At 42.4% G+C, this 20,935-nt stretch carries 18 protein-coding genes; 13 read left to right on the plus strand and 5 right to left on the minus strand.

Going from position 1 to position 20,935, the window contains the following annotated elements:
• Positions 1 to 53: 53 nt before the first annotated feature.
• The 7 genes from N480_RS19370 (at position 54) to N480_RS19400 (ending at position 6,958) form a co-directional block, all read left to right on the plus strand.
• Positions 54 to 716, plus strand: a complete 663-nt coding sequence (locus N480_RS19370; RefSeq protein ID WP_063374073.1) for a DNA alkylation repair protein — start codon at positions 54 to 56, stop codon at positions 714 to 716.
• Positions 717 to 802: 86 nt separating this feature from the next.
• The gene (locus N480_RS19375; protein WP_063374248.1) at positions 803 to 1,273 is read left to right on the plus strand and encodes a GNAT family N-acetyltransferase; all 471 of its coding nucleotides are present in this window, start codon (positions 803 to 805) and stop codon (positions 1,271 to 1,273) included.
• Positions 1,274 to 1,392: 119 nt separating this feature from the next.
• The gene (locus N480_RS19380) at positions 1,393 to 2,004 is read left to right on the plus strand and encodes a LysE family translocator (protein ID WP_063374074.1); all 612 of its coding nucleotides are present in this window, start codon (positions 1,393 to 1,395) and stop codon (positions 2,002 to 2,004) included.
• Between the two features lie 25 nt (positions 2,005 to 2,029).
• Positions 2,030 to 2,746, plus strand: a complete 717-nt coding sequence (locus N480_RS19385; protein WP_081231931.1) for a sulfite exporter TauE/SafE family protein — start codon at positions 2,030 to 2,032, stop codon at positions 2,744 to 2,746.
• 138 nt (positions 2,747 to 2,884) lie between these two features.
• Positions 2,885 to 4,777 (plus strand): hypothetical protein, encoded by a 1,893-nt coding sequence (locus N480_RS19390; protein WP_063374075.1) that lies wholly within the window; start codon positions 2,885 to 2,887, stop codon positions 4,775 to 4,777.
• Positions 4,774 to 6,480: a HEAT repeat domain-containing protein gene (locus tag N480_RS19395; RefSeq protein WP_063374076.1), complete on the plus strand. Its 1,707-nt coding sequence runs from the start codon at positions 4,774 to 4,776 to the stop codon at positions 6,478 to 6,480. Before N480_RS19390 ends, N480_RS19395 begins: the two co-directional genes overlap by 4 nt.
• A gap of 118 nt (positions 6,481 to 6,598) precedes the next feature.
• A complete protein-coding gene (locus tag N480_RS19400) occupies positions 6,599 to 6,958 on the plus strand; it encodes a glyoxalase superfamily protein (RefSeq protein WP_063374077.1) in 360 nt (119 codons plus the stop codon).
• Between the two features lie 31 nt (positions 6,959 to 6,989).
• On the opposite strand, the gene N480_RS19405 is transcribed toward N480_RS19400, so the two are convergent.
• Complete coding sequence (locus N480_RS19405) at positions 6,990 to 7,403, minus strand: rhodanese-like domain-containing protein (protein WP_063374078.1); 414 nt, start codon at positions 7,401 to 7,403, stop codon at positions 6,990 to 6,992.
• A gap of 105 nt (positions 7,404 to 7,508) precedes the next feature.
• Positions 7,509 to 8,867, minus strand: coding sequence for a hypothetical protein (locus N480_RS19410; RefSeq protein WP_063374250.1), 1,359 nt, complete (start codon positions 8,865 to 8,867; stop codon positions 7,509 to 7,511).
• Between the two features lie 162 nt (positions 8,868 to 9,029).
• Here N480_RS19410 and N480_RS19415 point away from each other — a divergent pair, with 162 nt between their 5' ends.
• The gene (locus tag N480_RS19415; protein ID WP_063374079.1) at positions 9,030 to 9,401 is read left to right on the plus strand and encodes a HopJ type III effector protein; all 372 of its coding nucleotides are present in this window, start codon (positions 9,030 to 9,032) and stop codon (positions 9,399 to 9,401) included.
• 144 nt (positions 9,402 to 9,545) lie between these two features.
• Positions 9,546 to 9,797, plus strand: coding sequence for a TIGR03643 family protein (locus N480_RS25125; RefSeq protein WP_081225596.1), 252 nt, complete (start codon positions 9,546 to 9,548; stop codon positions 9,795 to 9,797).
• 103 nt (positions 9,798 to 9,900) lie between these two features.
• On the opposite strand, the gene N480_RS19420 is transcribed toward N480_RS25125, so the two are convergent.
• Complete coding sequence (locus N480_RS19420) at positions 9,901 to 10,329, minus strand: response regulator (protein ID WP_063374080.1); 429 nt, start codon at positions 10,327 to 10,329, stop codon at positions 9,901 to 9,903.
• 199 nt (positions 10,330 to 10,528) lie between these two features.
• Positions 10,529 to 10,759: a hypothetical protein gene (locus tag N480_RS19425; RefSeq protein ID WP_063374081.1), complete on the minus strand. Its 231-nt coding sequence runs from the start codon at positions 10,757 to 10,759 to the stop codon at positions 10,529 to 10,531.
• A gap of 244 nt (positions 10,760 to 11,003) precedes the next feature.
• Between N480_RS19425 and N480_RS19430 the strand changes: the two genes are divergently transcribed.
• The 4 genes from N480_RS19430 to N480_RS19445 all read left to right on the plus strand — a co-directional run bounded on the left by N480_RS19430 (position 11,004) and on the right by N480_RS19445 (position 18,532).
• Entirely contained in the window at positions 11,004 to 12,179 is a 1,176-nt protein-coding gene (locus tag N480_RS19430) for an efflux RND transporter periplasmic adaptor subunit (RefSeq protein WP_063374082.1), read from the plus strand.
• A gap of 6 nt (positions 12,180 to 12,185) precedes the next feature.
• A complete protein-coding gene (locus tag N480_RS19435) occupies positions 12,186 to 15,335 on the plus strand; it encodes an efflux RND transporter permease subunit (protein ID WP_063374083.1) in 3,150 nt (1,049 codons plus the stop codon).
• Between the two features lie 197 nt (positions 15,336 to 15,532).
• Positions 15,533 to 17,875, plus strand: a complete 2,343-nt coding sequence (locus N480_RS19440) for a hypothetical protein (protein ID WP_063374084.1) — start codon at positions 15,533 to 15,535, stop codon at positions 17,873 to 17,875.
• 219 nt (positions 17,876 to 18,094) lie between these two features.
• Positions 18,095 to 18,532: a hypothetical protein gene (locus N480_RS19445; RefSeq protein WP_063374085.1), complete on the plus strand. Its 438-nt coding sequence runs from the start codon at positions 18,095 to 18,097 to the stop codon at positions 18,530 to 18,532.
• 3 nt (positions 18,533 to 18,535) lie between these two features.
• On the opposite strand, the gene N480_RS19450 is transcribed toward N480_RS19445, so the two are convergent.
• On the minus strand, positions 18,536 to 20,806 hold the full coding sequence (locus tag N480_RS19450; RefSeq protein WP_063374086.1) for an acyl-CoA dehydrogenase: 2,271 nt from the start codon (positions 20,804 to 20,806) through the stop codon (positions 18,536 to 18,538).
• Between the last annotated feature and the right edge of the window lie 129 nt (positions 20,807 to 20,935).

The following is a 20,935-nucleotide window of genomic DNA, read 5'->3' on the forward strand; positions in this document are numbered from 1 at the left end:
TCATTGCTTTAATTGAGCTAGCTTATTTCAAAAGCACCAAGATACAAACTGCAATGAATATGATCGAAACTGTTTTGCAGGCGCTAGCAGACATTAACTATCCCCAGCAACAAGCCAAAACAGCACAAATACGTAAGGTCTCGTCTGTTACTTATAAATTGCTGCCTGACCATAACATAGACAATGTGCTCACATACTGCGAGCAGCTACTGTCTCAGCGAGATTGGGCACTGAGCCTCATTGCCTATGACTGGGCATTTCGAGTCAAACATCAGTATACACCAAACACTTTTGATGTATTTGAGCGTTGGCTATTTGAATATGTGGTTGACTGGTATGACTGTGATGATTTTTGCACACATGCATTTGGTGAATTACTCGCACAACACAATGAACTCATCATAAAAACGCATGCTTGGGCGACACACCCTCACTTTGCAGTCAGGCGAGCAATGGCTGTCATTCTGATTTATCCAATCAAAAAAATCCGCTGTCCCACAGATGCGCCGATGCAAGCCACAAACTTATTGTTGAACGATCAGCATGATTTAGTCCAAAAAGGGTATGGCTGGATGCTAAAAGTGCTGTCACAAAAATCTTTGAATGATGTCATTGAGTATTTAAAATTAAACCACCAACACATGCCCAGAGTGGCTTTTAGATATGCAATAGAAAAGCTAGACAAACAAACCCGTACAGCACTGATGTCTCTATAAAAACTACAAATATGACAGTGGGCCATAGTATTTCCAACACATATAACATATTATTTTGTTATTTTATAACAATTAAAATGCAAATCATGATAACGATAAAAAAGCTCTCTGACGCATATAAGAACCAAGTTGAGAAAATACAACTGTGCGAAGACCAAATAGAATTTGCAGGCACAGCCACTGAATTTTTAAATGACGCTTCAGACACAACGCATTTGCACGTAATAAAAAATAACCAAGACGTCATTGGGTATTTTAAGCTCGACCTGGCGTATGCCGATAAATATGACTTTTGTCCAGAAAATGCAGTAGGAATCAGGGCATTTGTAATCGATAAACAACAGCAGGGTAAAGGCTTTGGCAAGCTAGCAGTAAGCGCGCTGTTTCCCTATGTGGCAGCTAACTACCCAACTTATTCACAAATCATATTAACCGTTAATTGCCGTAACAAAGTGGCCTATGAGTGCTATAAAAAAGCAGGGTTTCAAGACACCCGAGAAAAGTATTTAGGCAGCCCTGCGGGCCCTAATTACATAATGCGTGGCCTTTGCAACTAGGCTTAATGGCTCAGAAAAACTTGTCTAATTGGATTATCTCAAAGCAGATTATTGCTAGCCGTTTTTTCCATTTCGATTATGTTACGATGTCTTGCGATTAAGTAATGATGGAGACTCAAGTGAGTATTGAAAGTTATATTGCTCTGTTCAGTGCTATGTTTGTAGTAGGTATTATTCCCGGTCCGGCGGTTTTTGCTATCACCACCACATCCATCACTGGTGGCTTTCGTCGTGGTGCAGCAATGACCATTGGCTTAGTGCTTGCCGACTATGTGTTCATTTTATTGGCAGTTTCAGGCTTGGCCTTTGTTGCTGAGTCCATGGGGAGCGCTTTTGCTATCATCAAGTATTCGTGCGCTGCTTATTTGGTTTGGATGGGTATAAATCTATTCTTATCAAAGCCTCATTTACAGGACAGCCACCATGTACCTAAGGCGCATCGATTTGATGTTCTGGCTGGTTTTTTACTCACAATGAGCAACCCAAAAGCGATTATTTTTTACGTCGCGCTCTTTCCAGCTTTCGTCGATTTTCAGCATATCTCTCATACCGATATTTTAGGTATTTTTGCCACGGCTACGCTCGCTTTTGGCTCTGTTAATTTAGGCTATGCATATGTGTCTTCTAGCGCAAGGAAACTCGTTTCCAATTCAAAGCGCCTTGGGATATTTAATAAAGTAGCGGGCACTTTACTCTCGGCGTCCGGTATTGGCGTTGCGTTAAGAGCTTAGTTTATTAGCCCTCAAGGAGCGAACATTGAATGCGGATTTCTTACTAGGGACGATAGCCTTTGCGACATCATTGATAGCAGCAATCATCGGATTTGGGGGCGGGATGTTATTGATTGCTATTCTGCCAATTTTTATTGCCCCCGCGCTGGTGATCCCTATTCATGGCATCACCCAAATTGCCAGTAATGCTTCACGCGCCGTTTTTTCATTTAATTATGTAAAGTGGTCTTTATTGCCTGCGTTTTTAGTTGGCTCAATTGCTGGCACTCTCTTATTTGGCTTGGTGCTATATGCCCTGCCTACAACATTTATACCTTTGGCAATTGGTACCTATTTACTTCTTAACTTATGGCACCGTCCATTTGCGAATTTTATAGGTAAATTTGAAAGCTATTATCTTATTGGTCTTTTGCAGACTGGCCTTGGACTGATCGTAGGCGCAACAGGTCCACTGTCACTATCAGTTCTCACCAAAGAGCTCACATCAAAAGATGAAGTTGTCGCGACAAGCGCGGTGTTTATGACTATCAGCCACCTCGCCAAAATACCGGTATTTATGATGGTTACACAGATGCTTTGGCAAAGCTTAACATTGATTTTAATCATGGTATTGGGGTCTATTCTCGGCTCATTTGTAGGCACAAAACTAAGACTCAAGGCAGACAATACCAAGTTAATAGCCTTAATTAAATTACTATTAACCTTACTTGCACTTCACATGATTTTTGCTGTTTTCAAATAGGTCTCAGCGCCAATTCCTTAGTCAATTTCTCCCTTAAACCGAAACAAAATTAGTACTTAGTTCGCTAACAATAGCTCCACACTCGCTCCATATTCCTAGCCTATAATGATGAATAGATAAATAAGATAGAGAATCGACATGCGCTTAATCACGACTGCTTTGTTGAGTTTAGCCACTTTGACTGGATGTCAATTTGGCGATAACGACACGCCAACAATAACGGAAGTCACCCCCACCCCCGAGGTAAAAAGCAACCTAGAAATTACTGCAATTTCAACAGGCCCTTTGGACATGCTAGAACCTACCGATACGGTAAAAACTTACTACACTGTTGATGTAACGGGTTTTAACGATGTCGATGTAGAAGTTCACTTCTATCTAATGCACTCAGACGAACTTGACGTGCAAAGTGAACAGGAAACAGCAATTGAAGACATCCAACAAATTGCTGTCGTTGAGTTGACCTCATTGAACGAAGGCTCAAGCGAGCACGAAATTGATCTGCGACTGCCTAATACGCTTGAAGGTGGAAACTACCACATTATTGCGCAAATTGATCCAAACGATTTACACGTAGAAGATATCGAAGAAGACAATCACCCTTCGGTAGATCACCAGCCTCACCTTGATGGTGAATTCCCGCATGCTGATATTGTTGTACGTGAGCAAGAGGATCATGATTACAAGCTACTAGCAGCCTCTTTCGGCCAATCAGCTCTTATCTTGGATGTGCCAAATGTCGATAACGGAACCAGTGAGCATCACTCAGATCTTATCGGTTACCTCGAAGCAGATTATGAAGGTGCCAATTTAGGGCTTTCACATATCAAAGCCGAAGTGATGGTTGCAGGAAACTGGGTAGAAACTCATTTTTGGGATGCTCAAAACAAACAGTATTCAGATACACTAGCACATGCATTCACCGCTGAACTGCATGATGAACATATTGGTTTTGATATTGCTTTAGAGACTGAGTTATTACAACAAGTTTATGCTAATTATGATGCTCAGGGTGATAACCAGTTAGAGTTACGTTTTACGCTGATAGATGCAGCACAAGATTCAGAAACACGTACCGATAACAACGAGATCCTGACATCTATCCCGCTTTATTTCTTTGAACAGACTGATGAACCAGAGGCGCGTCCAGCAAAGCAGCAGCGCTTTGAAGAAACCGCCATTGCGCCAGCCGCAGTTGGCCTTGCAAACATCAACTTCTCGAGTGAGTTCAACAAGTCATATGGTGACAAGTCTAAGTTCAGTGTGGGTGTAGACTTGCAGGGTCAATTGTTTATTGTGCCTACTGGCGATCCGGGCGGTCGTATTACAGGTGAAGGGACAGTAGAAGCCTATTTCTTTAACGCCAAAAATACGCTGTTTAGCATTTCATATAACGGTAGCGCTTATATCAGTGGTCTAAACACTGGCTATGAATCAGAAATGATTATCTTCAACAACGTTGTTTTTGAAGACGAGAAGTTTACCGCAAAGTATGAAAAGTCATGGGAAAAGAAATGGGAAGAAGAAAAAGTACTTGCCCAAGCCACATTCACAGTGGGCCCAATCCCGATTAAAGTCGAAGCAGGCGTTACTGGTAACCTTGGCTTTGAACTAACAGTAGGATACAACGCTGAGCTGTATGCTGAAGGCGACCTTTTTCATGTAGACTTTGGTGCATTTGGCCGTGGTGGCGTGAACCTTTTGGTAGCATCTGCCGGTGTGCAAGCGATTTTAAACTTGATCGATAACACCTTTGCAATGGAGTCAAACGCTGGGTTTGCATTACTGACCAATGACAACACCAACCCACATATTTACTACGGCATTGAACTGAAAAACGACCTAGATGTTATTTCAGGCAAGTTTGGTCTGTACGCTGAAACCTATGGTGTGAAGTGGTGTAAAAAATGGGGGATCCCTTACCCTTGCGGCAAGAAAACAACTCGTTATGATCTGTGGTTATACCAAACCAACAGTGTGTTCAATAAATCGTGGACAATCTACTCCAAAGAAGGCGATATCAATCTATGATAACGCTTAATAACGTGATTTTAGCCGGTGCACTTTGTGCACTGGCTAATTCTCAATATGTGCAGGCCAATTGCTCTGCTCAATTTGACTTTGCCATAGACACTCACACCACATTCAATTACGACCAAATTAATAAACAAGGCCAACAAACACACATAAAGCTGTCTGGGCAACTCACAGTTAAAACCGCCGAACACAACGATGAAGCCGGCTGGTGGGCAATGAAAGCTGACAATGTGCGTGCAGGGAGCGGACAATTTAGTTCAGAGCTGGACAGCTATACCGTACCATTTGCTTTTAAATTAACGCCGATGGGATTGATCAGCGACTTTTGGTTTCCATCCCCGCTCAATAAACAGAACCAAGACCAACTAAAAGGGTTGGCATATTATTTTCAATTTCAGCGCCACCCTGACAAGCAGCTTGAAATGGAGCAAGATACCCTAGGCCAGTATTCCGTATCTTATTTCTTTAAAGACGACAAAATCCAACTCAATAAGCAAAAGTACCAGCTACACAATGCCAATCAAGCTGCGCTGCAAACAATAAGTATCGCTTCATCCGGGCATGAAATTACGCCAAGTCCATGCTTTTTCACAACTCGATCAGGCCAAGAAACTTTACTGTTTACAGGCAAGTCGCAAAGCTTAAACCTGAAAACCAAACAGCAATATCGCCTTGACCCCGCTAAACAAGCCTACCCGTCTGTGCTGTTTTCTTTGCCTGCAGAATTGATCAGCTGGCCAACAGATAACCAAACACTTAGCCTCGAAGATGTTGCCCTGCTCAAAAAGGCATTAGTGCGATTGGTACTCGAAAATGATTTAACACAAATTGCAGCCCATGATTTGGCAAAGCAGCTAACTCAATTTGACGCCGTGCTTGGTTCACTAGATGAGGTATTTTTAAAACAGCAGCTGCCAGATAATGCGCAAATGCGTTTATTCAACGCCTTGGGTCAGATAGATAGTAATAATAGCCAATTGTTGCTGGGCACGCTGCTGATAAAAGCCGATAAAGATCCGCTTATGCAATTTAGAGCATTGAGAGCACTGTCTCAGGGCAGAAATGCTTTCAGTCCTGAACTCACCGTGCTACTCAAAGAACAAGTTGAAACGGGCTTCACCAGTTTGGACTCTGAAGTAACCAGTAGTTTTTACATGACCATTGGCGCGATGCTATATGGACGTGAGCCCGACGCTCAATCGCAACAATTACATAGTGCGCTCTCAGAGCAGCTTTCATTAGAAACAGATGAACGTATTCAATCAGCACTCATCACAGGGTTGGGCAATAGCCGCAATGAGCAACACTTTGAACAAATTGATAGTTACACCAACAATCGCAACAAAAGTCTACAGAGATCCTCTTTTCGAGCCCTTGGTATGCTACAAACAGAACAAGCTTACATCAGTTTAGAAAAGCAGCTATCAGTACCTGCGCATCATAATCAAGTTGCACTGCTCAGCGCCCTTGGGAAATACCAGCTAAAGCCTGCGGCAAGTGATGCTGTACTCGCGATTGCAGTAAATAACGAAAATGCAAAAAGCCGTTATGCAGCCATCAAAGCGCTGGCAACACAAAAAAATCAGGAAGGCATTAAACACACTTTAAAGTCGGCATTACGCTCGGAAACGTCTAAAAGAAATTTCAAAGCGATTGTTGAATTACTACATAGCACTGACAATTCAACGCAAAACTAAATCCCCGCCTGCAGCCATCGTCTAATTGTTCGATGGCTGTGTTTCTTACCACACCAATATTAACACGGCTTAATATCAACAGGATCACTGCACCTTACTAAACTGACGAGTTCAATATATGCACCTACAACCACCCATACCCATACTACGTTCCTTTGATGAATACCAAGCCAAGCAATTTTACATAGACTTTTTGGGGTTTCAGTTAGACTGGGAGCATAAACATGAGACGGGGCTGCCACTATATATGCAAATATCTCAGGGAAAGTGTGTACTTCATCTTTCGGAGCATTACGCAGACGCCACTCCCGGTGCATCACTTAGAATTGCTGTAGCAGATCTCGTTCCCTTTCAACAGTTATTAGAGAGCAAACAGTTCAAACATGCTCGCCCTGACGTTAATACCCAGCCATGGGGCTTAGAAATGCCAATTGTGGATCCATTTGGTAATAAACTGATTTTCACTCAACTGGCTTAAAAAGGCAGCACATTCGCTGCCATAAAAGTGACTATTTTTGTGCGTCGTCAACACGCCTGTGAACTGGGTAGCGCTCAAAATCCTCCCAATAATGGATCCCTCCAAGCATTTCTTTGACTAAATACCCCAGAGCAGAGAGCTTTTGTGCAGCTTTACTTGCGCCATTGCATCCAGGTCCCCAGCAATAAACGATGAATAACGTATCCTTGTTAAACTCTTGCATACGATCTTGAGTTATTTCACCGTGTGGTATGTTAATCGCAGTAATAGCATGACTCTTTAAAAATGCTTCTCTGGCTCGTACATCAATGAGTACAAAGTCGTGATTGCCAGATTTGATATCCGCATAAACATCAGAACAGTCTGTCTCAAACGCGAGTTTATCTGAAAAATACTGATGTGCCTGTTTAGTGTCTTTCTCGATGACGTAACGTACATTAGACATGATTTAACTCCTTAATTAACCTACTGAATACTCTACTAAGTGACTGCTAATTAAGGAATTCATAAGTTTGGAACGCAGTGTTCAGACATGCTTAATGTATTTCCTTTAGTCTTTCATCTGCTCAATGGCGACGATTTCTGAGCGGTTCATAGTGAGTTTGTAACGTTCAAGCTGGACCTCACCTTTGGTCTTAAAACGCATGACTAGATTGATTTGATAACGCCGCTCTACAGAGTTTTTTGACACTTTGTGCCCCTCTAAGCTGTAAAGCTTTCCAGCGCCTTTTTTCAAGTAGCGTGCAAATGAACTCATGTTAAATGTGATACGCTGCTGCACTTCCTCATACCCAGGTAAGAACTCATCTACGTGCACTTGGTTCTTTGCACAAAAATGCAAGAAATTCGCTTCTTGTCGATTCTGCCTGCCCCGTTTTTTGAGCAACTTATCAACATCGTCTGGGATCTCTTTTTTCTTGATATGCTCCAACCATATAGTTTGGGTGCAAACCGTTGCATCATTCACAGAGTTCTTGAACTTGTTGCGCCACTTTGGCCTACCTTTTTGTACCTGTCGCCAGGCCCACTGAGTTAAGTCATCTTTAAAGGTTTCCCTTAAACCGTAAATAACCCCCAATAACGCGATGAGGGCAACTGTGATCTCTTCAAAATTAGAACGCGCATTGAGGACAAGGTACATCACGAATGCCATTATCACTGCCGTTACCGCACCACGCGCCAGACGTTTTAAGTTTGCGCCTAAGTTGGTCGTTTCTTTATTAAAAACGACCCCATACTCAATCAGCCTTTCGAGTAAACGCATCTTATTGGTAATGCGATTGGGGTCATCTAAAGTAACTTGTGAGTTATAACTAAGCTTTTCACGATACTCACTCTCTTGTTTACAAAAATCGACTACTGCACTTCTCTCGCGACTGAACTCACTAGATTTTGGGCCTCTTGCAAGTAGTTTCAAAAATGCTTGCTCTGTATGCCAACTCAAATAGTTGTCCGCATTTTGAAAGTATGACTTTAGCTTGTTATCTGGTGGTGTGTAGCGCCGCAGCTTTACTAACAAACGTGCCGACTGTTCAACCAGCTCAATCGCTGCAGGATAAAACTCTTCAGCTTGCTTCAGTTTAAGCGTGTCTTTCACATCTGCGTCTAAAGCAATACGAATTTGATAGCAAAACAAATTTAAGTTCACTCGATAGTCACTCTTTTGTCCTTTGCTTTGGCTAATAAAACGGCTTCTGACTAATGGCAAGTGTAACTGTTCAGAATAGTAAGCACTGTGACTCTTAATGTTTGCATTAAAGTAGTCCACTTCATTTAACGTGTTGGCATTGATACCCATATCGGTGGGTATCGAAAAATACAGGTCAAGTTGGTTGGTCTCTTTGGGCAGGAGCTGATAATTGATTTTAAAAGATAGGCTTTCGTCTTGGCTTAGTTTCGCTTTACTCACTCGAATAATGTACCTCCAATTTTTCATACTCTAAAATTATAACACAAATCCTTTGGGAACATTGGCTTATGCACTTAAAACTCGCTCTTTTGTACCAAAGTCGCGGTTTGCAAGCCTGAAACTTTTAGCGATAATGGGGTTTTAATTCAATAAGAAGTATCAATGACAAATTTACCCCAATCACCTGAAAATATTGAAAGCTTTATAAAACGTGTAACAACGCAGGGCAACACCATAGAATTTGAGCAAACCATATCCTTGATAGACAGCCACTACGAATTTAATGCATGTGCATTTAAAAATGGCGAACAGCACAATGAAGCAGGCACCAACTTGGGTTCATGCAAAATATTAGCATTTGCAAAACTGAATAACTTGTCAGAACATGCAACGCTGCACTGCTTTGGCCGCTATTACAGGGAAGATGTTTTACTCAACCCTAAAGGCACTGATCACGCAAATATCAGAAACTTCATACAATTTGGCTGGCAAGGCGTGTCATTCTCTCAACTCCCTTTGGTTCAAAAGTCATAAGTTAATTCGGGCACATCGCACACGAATAATAAGCATGCGCCCACCCTTTAATACCAATACTCCCCGCCTTGCCACTTTGTATCATATGAATCCAAACCGGCAGTGCTTTCGTATAACCACGCTTTGACAATGCCTTGGATTAAGATGCAATTTAGAGAAGACGAAACATCACGAATAATTGAAATGGCCTGGGAAGATAGGACCCCATTTGAGGCAATACACACCTTGTTTGGGTTAGATGAACAAGCTGTTATTCAGCTCATGCGAAGAAACCTTAAGCCTCGCAGTTTTAATAGTTGGCGAACACGTGTATCTGGACGAAAAACCAAACATTTACACATGCGCTCTAAAGACGTTGTAAGGGGTTACTGCAAGACCCAATATAAACATAGGTAACCTTTGAAAGTAGCTTTGCACAATTTTCGCGCAGATTATATTTTGTGAGTAGAGCGAAAGAGATGGGCCCACAAGCCCATCGACATAGATTTTAGCCATGCACTCAACCAGCATTACAAGTTGCCATAGTCTCTTTTAAATTCTGCGTGGTTAAGTCTTCTTTCACTAAATAGCCTTTTACAAAGTCATAGCCTTTTACTCTGTGCTTATCTTCGTCACATTTTGAAGAGGTATACAACGTAAGAATCGAGTTTTCAAATACTGGAGTGGTCGCTCTCAACTTAACAAAAGCTTCTAAAAACTCAAAACCATCCATAAGCGGCATGTTGATATCGAGGAAAATAATCACAGGGGGAAACTTGTCAGGAAATAGTTTCGCATTGTGCTCATAGTTAGACAAAAAATCGATCGCGACTTGTCCGTTGTCAGCTTCAAAGATATGACCTGTGTAGCCGGCATTTTTCAACGCACGTTTCAGTAGATATCTGTCTACCTCATCGTCGTCTATCATCATAATGGTATATTCTCTCATCTACACTTTCCTTACTCTGAGATAGGTCAATAAAGTCAATATAAAAGGCTGAGTTTATTTAAATCAACAGCTTAGATTATTTAACTGTTCACTGGTGCTCACTTTAGTCTAGTCAAGCAGCTGTGTTCTACAAATTAAAGTAAGTAGTAGGTGTATAAAATGAAGCTGTCTTTTGAAGTATGTAAAGAAGAAAAAGTGACTATGTAACTGCTTCAAGATAGATCAAATTTGCCATTGCTTGTTCATTAGTCGAACCACAGGTTTCTTTGTCTGCTTTGAAATCACTGCACACCTTGGGACGTTCTGGCTTACCAAAAATTGAGCAGAGGTTCTGCTCGTTTAAATACTCACAGCGCACATTGGCTGCTTTTTTCAAAGAGCTGATACTTGGGGCGATACAACAAGCACCGCAGCCTAACCTACACTCCATTTTACTCCCCAACCCAAAAAGCAAAGATTATACGTGTTAGCACACTTTCTGTATGCAAAAAATGATTCTTTTATTAAATTTTAAGCAATTGTACCTGCTAATTGTAAAATTGTGACAATAGTCGCAATGCTTTGTTACATATTGATATGAGATCAAAACACCTAGAAATATCTATTGGCGTATTATTCTGTGTAACCGATACGTATCAGTATCAAATTTGTCAATTCAGGAAGGAATTAACATCGTGGCTAGTAAAAAACAAATCATATTACCCTGTGTGGTTTTACTTGGAGGTATCGCAAGCGCCATTGCGTTTTCATCAATGCAAACCCCTCCTCAAGAAAAACCAGAAAAAATCATTCATCCGCTTGTCGAGGTATCGCCGATCAATACATCGTCTCTGCAAATGTCGGTAAGCTCTTATGGTATCGTCAAGCCAAAGTACAGCACGCAAATGGTTGCTCAAGTCAGCGGACAAATTATTGACCTCTCTGAAGCTTTTGTTAAAGGGGGATTTGTTAAAAAGGGGGCGATCTTGGCGCGCATAGATCCCAATGATTATGAAGCCGCACTTATTGATGCTGAGGCTAACCTCGCACAAGCGAGTTCTGCACTCGAAATCGAGCAAGCTCAAGCGCATGTAGCCAAAACTGAATGGGAGCGTATTAAAAATAACGCTAACTCCACGATTCCCTCTGAGCTGTACTTGCGAAAGCCTCAATTAGCCGAAAAGCTAGCACGATTTAAGGCCGCCCAAGCCAGCGTTAAACGTGCAAAACGCAATCTTGAACGCACCTATATCAAAGCGCCGTATGATGCAATTATCGAAACTCGCTCACTGAGCCTTGGTAGTGTCGTAAATCAAGGTAGCTTAGTCGGAGTTTTAAATTCTATTTCTGTAGCCGAAGTACGTTTACCAGTAGCTGATAATGAGCTCCAGCATCTTCAAAATAATGGAATCAATGCAAATGTCACACTCACTGCGAAGGTTGCAGGCCAAGAAGTCAACTGGCAAGGTACAATCGTACGCAGTGAGGGAGTCATCGACAGCCGCAGTCGTATGACCTACCTTGTAGCACAGGTTGAACGACCATATGACGACACGCAAAAGCCACTGCGCTTTGGCGCATATTTAAATGCAAATATAAAAGGAAAGCGAGTCAATAACGCTGTAGAAATTCCTCACCATTTGGTGAGAAATGGACAGGTGGCGATTCTAAACAGCGACCAAACGCTGTCATTTAAAAAGCTCAATATTGTTCGAGAATATGACGGCCTAGTCGTTATAGATCAAGGGCTTGAATCCGGACAAAACCTCATCACATCAGCGCTTGAATATCCAACCGAGGGCATGCAACTGCGCATTGATGATAATATACCCACTCAAGCCGCGACTCAGCTTGCATTAAAAGAGGAGTAATGGCGCATGGAGACTCAAGAAAAAGGCATCATTGCTTGGTTTGCGCGTAACCCAGTTGCCGCTAACCTTTTAATGATATTTGTACTAGTTGGTGGGTTGCTGACCGCATTCACCATTCAAAAGCAAATTTTCCCACAGAATAAAAATTACTGGTTGAGTATTCAAGCAGTCTACCCAGGTGCTGCACCACAAGAAGTAGAAGAAGGGATCACCATAAAAGTGGAAGAAGCGATGGAAGGGCTAGAAGGTATAAAAAGGCTCATTACCTACTCTAATCGTGGATTTTCACAAACTTGGATTGAAGTTGACCAACAGTATGAGCCAAAAGACGTCCTCGACGAAGTTAAGATGCAGGTAGACGCCATCTCTAATTTCCCCTCAGGCATGGAGCGTCCAATTGTTCGTAACGAGAAAAACGAACAAGATGTAATGTTGCTAACGTTAAATGGCGACATGGACTTCAAGGAGCTGAAGAAACTTGGTAATACCCTTCACGATGAAATGCTTGCACTCCCAGGCGTGAACTTAGTGAATTTTAATAGCGGTCTGGACTATGAAATAGGTATTGAAGTGAGCCCAGACAAGTTGCGTGAATATGGCTTAACATTCCGTGATATCTCCTCCGCCGTACAGAGCTTTTCAGCCAATATGTCGGCTGGGCAAATTCGCTCAGACAATGGCTACATTTCAATGCGTGTTGAAAACCAAGCATACCAAGGTCATGAATTTGAGCAACTGCCTTTAATTACGCTAGAAGACGGCGCGCAAATTCGCTTGGGTGATGTCGCCAAAATTTCAGATGGTTTTGAAGAAGGCTTAATGTACTCGCTATACAATGGCAGAAATTCACTGTTGTATGAAGTCATGGCCTCCAAAGATCAAGACATCACAAAAGTTGCAGGTGTTATAAAAGGCTATTTAAAAGAGAAAGAATCTCAGCTTCCACAAAACGTAAAACTTGAGCCTTTTTTAGATTTCACTTACTACCTCGAAGGCCGCCTAAACATGATGATTGAGAACATGATTATCGGTGGGATTCTGGTAATGTTGATGTTGGCGTTATTCTTAAGAATTAGACTCGCGTTTTGGGTAATGATGGGTTTACCTGTTTCGTTCTTAGGTGCTTTCTTGCTCATGCCTATGGGCTTTATGGACATTACAATCAATTTAGCTTCTCTGTTCGCCTTTATATTGGTACTCGGCATTGTTGTGGACGATGCTATCGTCGTCGGAGAATCTGCACACGCAGAAATTGAAAAGCATGGCCATAGTCTAGATAACGTGGTTCGCGGAGTAAAACGCGTTGCCGTACCTGCAACCTTTGGTGTACTTACAACAATCGCAGCATTCTTACCACAAACTTTGTCTACCGGCCCTGAAGCCGCATTTTCCAAGGCAATTGGCGGAGTCATTATTCTGTGTTTGATCTTCTCATTGATTGAATCAAAACTGATCCTTCCTGCTCACTTGGCCGCCATGAAAGACAAGCCCAGCAATCCCAAAAACCCACTTCACCGTTTGAGAGCGGGTATGGATAATGGTTTAAAACACTTTATCGACAATATCTACAGACCATTTATTGATAAGTGTATCCACTACCGTTACACGGTGATCGTCGGCTTTATCTGTATTTTGATTGTTAGCGCAGGTCTATTTGCTGGCGGATTCATTAAGTTTGTCGCGAACCCTAAAATTCCACACGACTTCCCGAGCATACAAGTTGAAATGAACTTATCTGCTTCAGAGTCTGCAACGCTTGAAACAGCCAATAAAATTGAAAAGCTGGTCTGGGATGTGGAAAAGAAAATTGAAGAAGAGTATGGGCAGGTGATGGTTAAAAACCTGTCGGTAAACATGAATGGCCGCACCAATGCTTCAATCCGCGCGATTTTGGTTGAACCTCATTTACGTCCAATTGACACTTTTGAGCTAAGTGAAATGTGGCGAGAAAGCATGCCGCCTTTGCCCGGCGTTAAAAGCTTGAATATTGAAGACAATGTCTTTGGCGGTGGTCGCGATGATGGCGACATTAGCTTCCGCCTTGAGGGTAAAAACAAAGAGACGCTGAGAGAAGTTGCTGCCAAGCTAAAAGCGAAGCTAAGAACTGTGGAAGGCGTCGGAGATGTAAATGACTCCATGCAGTCTGCTACGGATGAAATCAGACTAGAGCTAAAACCGTTAGCTTACAGCATGGGCTTGACCTTATCCGATGTCGCTTCGCAAGTGAACTTTAGTTATTACGGACTTGAAGCCCAACGTATTTTACGTAACGGTGAAGAAATAAAAGTTATGGTTCGCTACCCTCGAGAGCATCGAAATGCCATCAGTGACATCCAAGATGTGCGTATCATTTCACCTGCTGGGGCTGAAATCCCATTGGTTGAAGTGGCCGACATCAACCTCGTTGAAGGTGTTAACCGCATTCGCCGAGAAAATGCAAAGCGCACTATCAATGTCTGGGCATCTGTAGATACTGACAAAGCTGAACCTTTCAAAATTGCAGAACAAATAAGCGAAGAGTACTTGCCTAGCTTGTTAGAAAGTTACCCTGACGTTACGAGTAGCATTACCGGACGAGTGCAAGAAGAAATGGACAGCGTTGCTGAGCAACTGCGCGATTTTGCTTTATCGCTGATGATAATCTTCGCACTGTTAGCTATCCCACTGCGCTCATACTCACAACCCTTATTAATTATGTCTGTGATCCCATTTGGTGTTGTCGGTGCTGTTCTAGGCCATATGGTGCTTGGCATGACAATGAGTGGCTTGTCTTTCTTTGGCATCATTGCTGTCGCAGGTGTTGTGGTTAACGACTCTCTGGTAATGGTTGATTTTGTCAACAAAGCACGAGAAAGAGGACTAAGTATTAAAGACGCGGTTGTTGAAGCTGGATGCCGCAGATTCCGCGCAATCCTACTTACTTCACTCACAACGTTTATCGGATTAGTCCCCATCATTATGGAAACCAGTTTGCAGGCACAAATCGTTATTCCAATGGCAGTTTCGTTGGCCTTCGGTGTTTTGTTTGCAACAGTAATTACCTTGATACTTATCCCTTGCCAATACGTTGCGCTTGAGGATGCAAAACGGATAGGTAAAAAGCTGTTTGGTAGAAAAAGCGAGGAAATTACCCAAGCACAATCCAATTTGAATTAAGTAAACTCCCTTCCTGACCAAGCCCAGCATATATGCTGGGCTTTTTTATTCTACAACTCCTTACATTTACAAAACAAACATTAACCTATTTATTAAGTTACCGTTAAAATAAAGCAGACTAAATTGCTTGGAAATAGGATAGCTCTTCCTATTGACTAAAAAAATAATGTGAAAACTGCCATTGATAAGGAATAAAAATGCGCAAAATACTTTTGGCCTCACTCGTTGGATTATTAACTGCCTGTGGTGGTGGCGGTAATTCATCCGGAAGCGACGATCAACGCCCATCGACACAAAACCGTGCCCCTACAGTTACACTCAGCGGAGATTCTCTCGCTTTATCAAACGAATCGATTTTTATCTCTACCAGTTTTATCGACCCAGATAATGATCAACTTAGCGTAAAATGGACAAGTTCATTGGACGGCGCTCAGTTTGATCAAGAATCAATGACTAGAACCGTGGTCAAGCTCCCACTTGTTACCGAGAAACAGAGCATTACAATCACATGTGAGGTCTCAGATGGGGTGAATTCAGCGGTGACTAAAACGCACATGATTTCACTCTACCCCGAAGTTGTAGGCGCTAACATTGAATTGAAGGACAGTTATACATTCAGTGGTGGCGACACAGTTTCATTAACGGCATCCTATGCAACCGACACAAGCATTCAAAATGTGAGTTGGGAATTTGATGGTCTAAACCCGACATACGAGGTAACAACATCAAACGCCGGCCGCACAGGAGACTCTACGCTCACCCTTACACTTCCTGATGTATCTGAGGAAACTGAGTTTACTGTGGTGATCAATGTTGTGACCGACAAAAGTGTTCATACTCGCCCTGCAACAGTAAAGATAACGCCAGCTGATGGTCCTTCTTTAAGTTTGTCATTACCAGAGCAAGTCATTGTAGCAAGCGGTAAAACCACAAGTATCATCCCAACTATCTCTCATAGCGACGAAATCGAGTCGTATGCATGGCAGTGGCAACCAAACCCGCAGCCAACCAACGCGACCGATGAGAATAAAACCTATAACTTTACCGCTCCAGTTGTACTGCAAGATACGACGTTTGATTTGTCACTAGAGGTTTCAATGAAAGGTGGTGTAACTGAAACTGCCGCCACCAAAGTTTTAGTCACTAAGCAAGCAACCCAAACCCCTATCACGCTGACTAGCTCTCACGAGGTGGCAGCTTCAGGACAGACAGTCGAAGTCACTAGTAATTTGACTGACTTTTCAAATATCGACAGTGTCACTTGGTCTATCAACAATCAGTTTGACGAACAGTATCTCACTAAGGAAAACAGTAAGCTGACAATACAATTACCGGAAGTCGAGAGCTTTAACAATTTTCACACCATAAGCTATACCGTGAAATACAAGTCAGGCGATAGTACTACCGCAACACAGTCGCTAACTTACCACAATACAGCTGCAACGCGAGACTCAATAAATATTCCTGATAAGGATCATAGGTTTGAACTGTACCCTAATCGTGAGGTTACACGAAACTACACCTTAGAAAGCGCAGTACCAATAGACCAAGTGCGTATTGTCCCCATCACCAACTTGCATACTTACGATAAACTAGAGGTTAACCAAACCGACGGCATTACTGCTGTAACCGTATTAGATAGCCAATACACGATGAGTTCTCTCAGGGCATTTAACCTAATAATCAAAGCGGGTTTTGCCGAGAAAGAAGTTAAAATCTATGCCGAATCGTACAACTCATTGTTAAGAACCTATGCAGGCGTCAATGAAACCTATGTGAGTGGCTCGACATTTTTCTTGTATGGTCAGTTCATCCATTTAGATGGCAACACAGACTATGTGCCTTCTTGGAGCAGTGATATTGGGGTATCAAAGACATCAAATGATGTTGCCTTAACAGCCCAATATCAACAAATACTGCCACAAGACCTTGATGCCAGATTGTCACTATTCACAATAGATGAAGCGGATAAACATGTAACAAACAGCCTAAAAGTTTTACTCGCAAATAACTTAGAAGTTGAAGGTGAGCATTATCGCTGTATTGTTGAGGATAGAGTACTAACAAGGTGTACCAGTACCAACAGCCAACTCCAATTTGAAACACAGCCAGAACAGCTTAAACAAGTGGTTACACGCGGTTATTATGCCTGCTTATTAGGTAATGAAGGCGACGTTCACTGTGCAGGATTTAACGACTCGCCTGTATCAGAAGTACCCGCTTTGGCTGCCGTCAGTAAGCTAAACGCAGTCAACTATGATACGGCTTGCGCACAATTTGCTGATGCCAGCTGGCAATGCTGGGGAAATGATGCTGAACCTGTGCAGCAGCTAATCGCCCAATCGGGTGTCGTGCATCAAATTTTAGGCAACAACACGCATACCTGCTTAGTTAGTAACGGTCATTTAAGCTGCTATGCAGGCAGCACTTTGGCATTCCAAAGTAGTGGAGACTTCGTAGAAAACATCGTCATGGACGATGGCAAGCTATGCTACCGAAGCCAAGGCTCAAACACACTCAAATGCCCATTTGAGGACTAAAAGCGGCAACTCTTTCCACTACAGAGCTGGGAATTCGCCCAGCTCTGTAGCAAGGTCTACAATTGGTTTTCCACTCAACTATCACTCATTTCTGACTTATAAAAAATAAGCTATTTATACTAAAACAAAACAAGAAGTTAGGTTATTTTAATTAGTTAACTTTACAAATGAACTGAATAAAGACACACTAGAGATAGTGATTCGAAACTATGTTTTAACATGAAATATCTCTGTTTTATTTTCGCTCTGACAACTCTTTTTTTAGCTGGTTGTGGTAACGAAGAAGCCGGTCGAGGTGATAAAGACACCCCAGGCTATGCTGCCACGATGTATTTTGATGCGTTGTACAACCGCAAGGATATGAAGGCCGCACTTAAGCTGTCTACACCCAGACTCGCTAGAATAATGCGCTCTTACGGTACGCCATCACAATTCACTAGAAACCTCGTTAATATGCAATTTGATCAGGTCACAATAGAGTTAGACATGACCAATAAAAGTTTGCGTGAACAATACGGAAAAAAAGCCAAAGTGAACCTGATTTTCACCGGTCAGTTACATGGCGACCAAGTTGACGATATGCGCAGTGTACAAATGGTAAAGCGCAAGGGTGACTGGTACGTCGATAAAATCAACCCAGACCCTTACGCACGCTAAAAACTACTGAGCGCTTTGTGTGTCTACACTTAGCGCTTCGTCTCTGAGCTTTAACCATTTTTCAAGTGTGTCTTTGTCCCCTTCAGAAATCTGACCTGATTCACATGCTTGATGTAATTGCTGAGTGATAGTCTTATCGTATATGGTTGCTGAGTGTTTCCTTTGCCAGCGCAAAAAGTCGTGATATGCAGGTTTTGCTTGCTTAGCAATGGACAGTGCTTCTTCTAGCTTTTCCAGTCCGACCATCCCATTACTGTCGCAGAATGCACTAATACGATTACGCGTATTGCTGTTTTCAAAAACACTCGAGCACAGGGACTTCACCTCATCATCTGAAGGCCCAAAAGCTCTTGTTCCAAGCGGAAAAATAACACGCTTCACCACACCTCTAAGCCCCCGCGGCAAAAAGTTTTCAATAAATGCTTTTGCAGCTTGGCTATAGTTTGTCAAATGATACGCCATGGCCACACGAACAAGTGGTAAGTCACCGCACTGGTGTCCATCATCTTCATACTTTTTCAATACACAGGACGCCAAATACAAATGGCTCAGCATATCTCCCAATCGTGCTGATTGCATTTCTCGATATTTAAGTGCTCCACCTAAACGAAGCATTGCAATATCACTCAATACTGCCAACACTTGGCTATACCAAGTAAGGAGCTGGTAATAACGAGCCACTTCTCCACTAACTGGCGAACTGACAAACCGTGCCACAGTTAGACCATTGAACAGTGCTTTTAAACTATTTGTGCCAGAGTGAATGAGATGGGACAGTAGTAACTTATCAAACTCTTTTAGGCCCTGATCTTTATCTTCAAGTTGCACAGCTTCCATTTCTTTTAAAATAAATGGGTGGCAGCGGCTCGCTCCCTGACCAAAGATCATTAAGTTTCTGGTCAATATATTGGCACCTTCCACCGTAATACTGATTGGCATACCTGCGTAATGATTAGCTAAATAATTTAAAGGTCCTTTTTGAATTGCTTTGCCACCATGAACATCCATTGCATCATTTATGACTACGCGTGCTTGCTCAGTTAAATGGTACTTAGCAATGGCAGTGATAACAGATGGCTTCTTGTTCAAGTCGACCGCTAATGCCGTATTTTCTCTTCCAGCCTCAATACTATATGTCAGTCCGCAAATCCGAGCTAATGCACTTTGTACGCCTTCAAATTGGCCTATGGGCTGCTTAAATTGATAGCGAAGCTGGCTATACGCTGAAGTCGCTCGACTGCATAATTGTGCCGTACCAGCACTCAAAGCAGGAAGAGAAATACCGCGCCCAGCACTCAAACAAGAAACCAACATGCGCCATCCAATTCCAACACCATCTTGGCCACCAATGACCCAATCTAACGGAATAAATATATCTTTCCCTTCTGTTGTACCATTCATAAACGCCAAGCCCATAGGGTCATGCCTTTCACCTTTAATGACGCCAGAATGAGCCGTTGGGATCAAGGCGCAGGTTATACCAAGCTCCACTTGTTCACCCAACAAATGCTCTGGGTCATACACTTTAAACGCCAACCCAAGTACATCTGCTACGGGGGCTAATGTAATATATCGCTTTGACCAAGTTACGCTTAACCCAAGTGTTTCTTTTCCTTCAAACTCTTGTTTACATATGGTCGCATAGTCGTTGATACCACCAGCATCTGAACCGGCGTGCAGTGAGGTTAAAGCAAAACAAGGGATCACCTCCCCTGTTGCAAGCTTTGGTAGCCAGTGTTGTTGTTGCTCTTGTGTCCCAAAATGAAGTAGAAGCTCAGCCGGCCCTAAACTGTTTGGTACCATAACCGTTACAGCCGCGGATAAACTGCGAGTCGCAATCGTTGAAACGATCACTGAATTTGCTTGCGCACTAAACTCCCTACCACCAAAGCTCTTTGGAATGATCATAGAGAAGAACCCTTGTTCTTTTAGATACTTCCAAACAGACTCAGGTAAATCCCCCTGCGCAGTAATTTGCGACTCATCAAGCATTGCCATGAGCGATTTCAGCTCATTATTTACAAAAGCCTGCTCCTCATCAGATATCCTTGGTTTGCCAGAATGCAGCCACATCTTCCAGTCTGGTTTACCGCTGAAAAGGCTTGCATCCCACCATGTGTCACCTGCCTTCATGGCTTCCTTTTCTGTATCTGATAGCTCGGGTAAAGCGCGTTTAAAGTAATTAAACAATGGTTCAGAAATCCACTTAACCCGTATTTCCTTGACACCGAAAATAACCCAAACAGCTATAATTATTAATAAAACTAACCACATGAGAGTTTGTCTCCTTCCTTTAATTAAGATAAGTATGGATGAAAAACATACTAACTCAACCATGGCACAGCATTGCTGGCAATAATTCAAAGCCACATTGTCACCAGTATATGAATAAACTTTGATTTC

The sequence above is a fragment of the Pseudoalteromonas luteoviolacea S2607 genome, assembly GCF_001625575.1.
Lineage (GTDB): Bacteria > Pseudomonadota > Gammaproteobacteria > Enterobacterales > Alteromonadaceae > Pseudoalteromonas > Pseudoalteromonas luteoviolacea_E.

Excerpts from the sequence above, each read along its gene's own strand:
- N480_RS19395 (WP_063374076.1), top strand. The coding sequence starts at position 4,774 with ATGATAACGCTTAATAACGTGATTTTAGCCGGTGCACTTTGTGCACTG.
- N480_RS19450 (WP_063374086.1), bottom strand. The coding sequence starts at position 20,806 with ATGTGGTTAGTTTTATTAATAATTATAGCTGTTTGGGTTATTTTCGGT.
- N480_RS19375 (WP_063374248.1), top strand. The coding sequence starts at position 803 with ATGATAACGATAAAAAAGCTCTCTGACGCATATAAGAACCAAGTTGAG.
- N480_RS19400 (WP_063374077.1), top strand. The coding sequence starts at position 6,599 with ATGCACCTACAACCACCCATACCCATACTACGTTCCTTTGATGAATAC.
- N480_RS19420 (WP_063374080.1), bottom strand. The coding sequence starts at position 10,329 with ATGAGAGAATATACCATTATGATGATAGACGACGATGAGGTAGACAGA.
- N480_RS19405 (WP_063374078.1), bottom strand. The coding sequence starts at position 7,403 with ATGTCTAATGTACGTTACGTCATCGAGAAAGACACTAAACAGGCACAT.
- N480_RS19370 (WP_063374073.1), top strand. The coding sequence starts at position 54 with ATGAATATGATCGAAACTGTTTTGCAGGCGCTAGCAGACATTAACTAT.
- N480_RS19435 (WP_063374083.1), top strand. The coding sequence starts at position 12,186 with ATGGAGACTCAAGAAAAAGGCATCATTGCTTGGTTTGCGCGTAACCCA.
- N480_RS19440 (WP_063374084.1), top strand. The coding sequence starts at position 15,533 with ATGCGCAAAATACTTTTGGCCTCACTCGTTGGATTATTAACTGCCTGT.
- N480_RS19425 (WP_063374081.1), bottom strand. The coding sequence starts at position 10,759 with ATGGAGTGTAGGTTAGGCTGCGGTGCTTGTTGTATCGCCCCAAGTATC.
- N480_RS19445 (WP_063374085.1), top strand. The coding sequence starts at position 18,095 with ATGAAATATCTCTGTTTTATTTTCGCTCTGACAACTCTTTTTTTAGCT.
- N480_RS19415 (WP_063374079.1), top strand. The coding sequence starts at position 9,030 with ATGACAAATTTACCCCAATCACCTGAAAATATTGAAAGCTTTATAAAA.
- N480_RS19390 (WP_063374075.1), top strand. The coding sequence starts at position 2,885 with ATGCGCTTAATCACGACTGCTTTGTTGAGTTTAGCCACTTTGACTGGA.
- N480_RS25125 (WP_081225596.1), top strand. The coding sequence starts at position 9,546 with ATGCAATTTAGAGAAGACGAAACATCACGAATAATTGAAATGGCCTGG.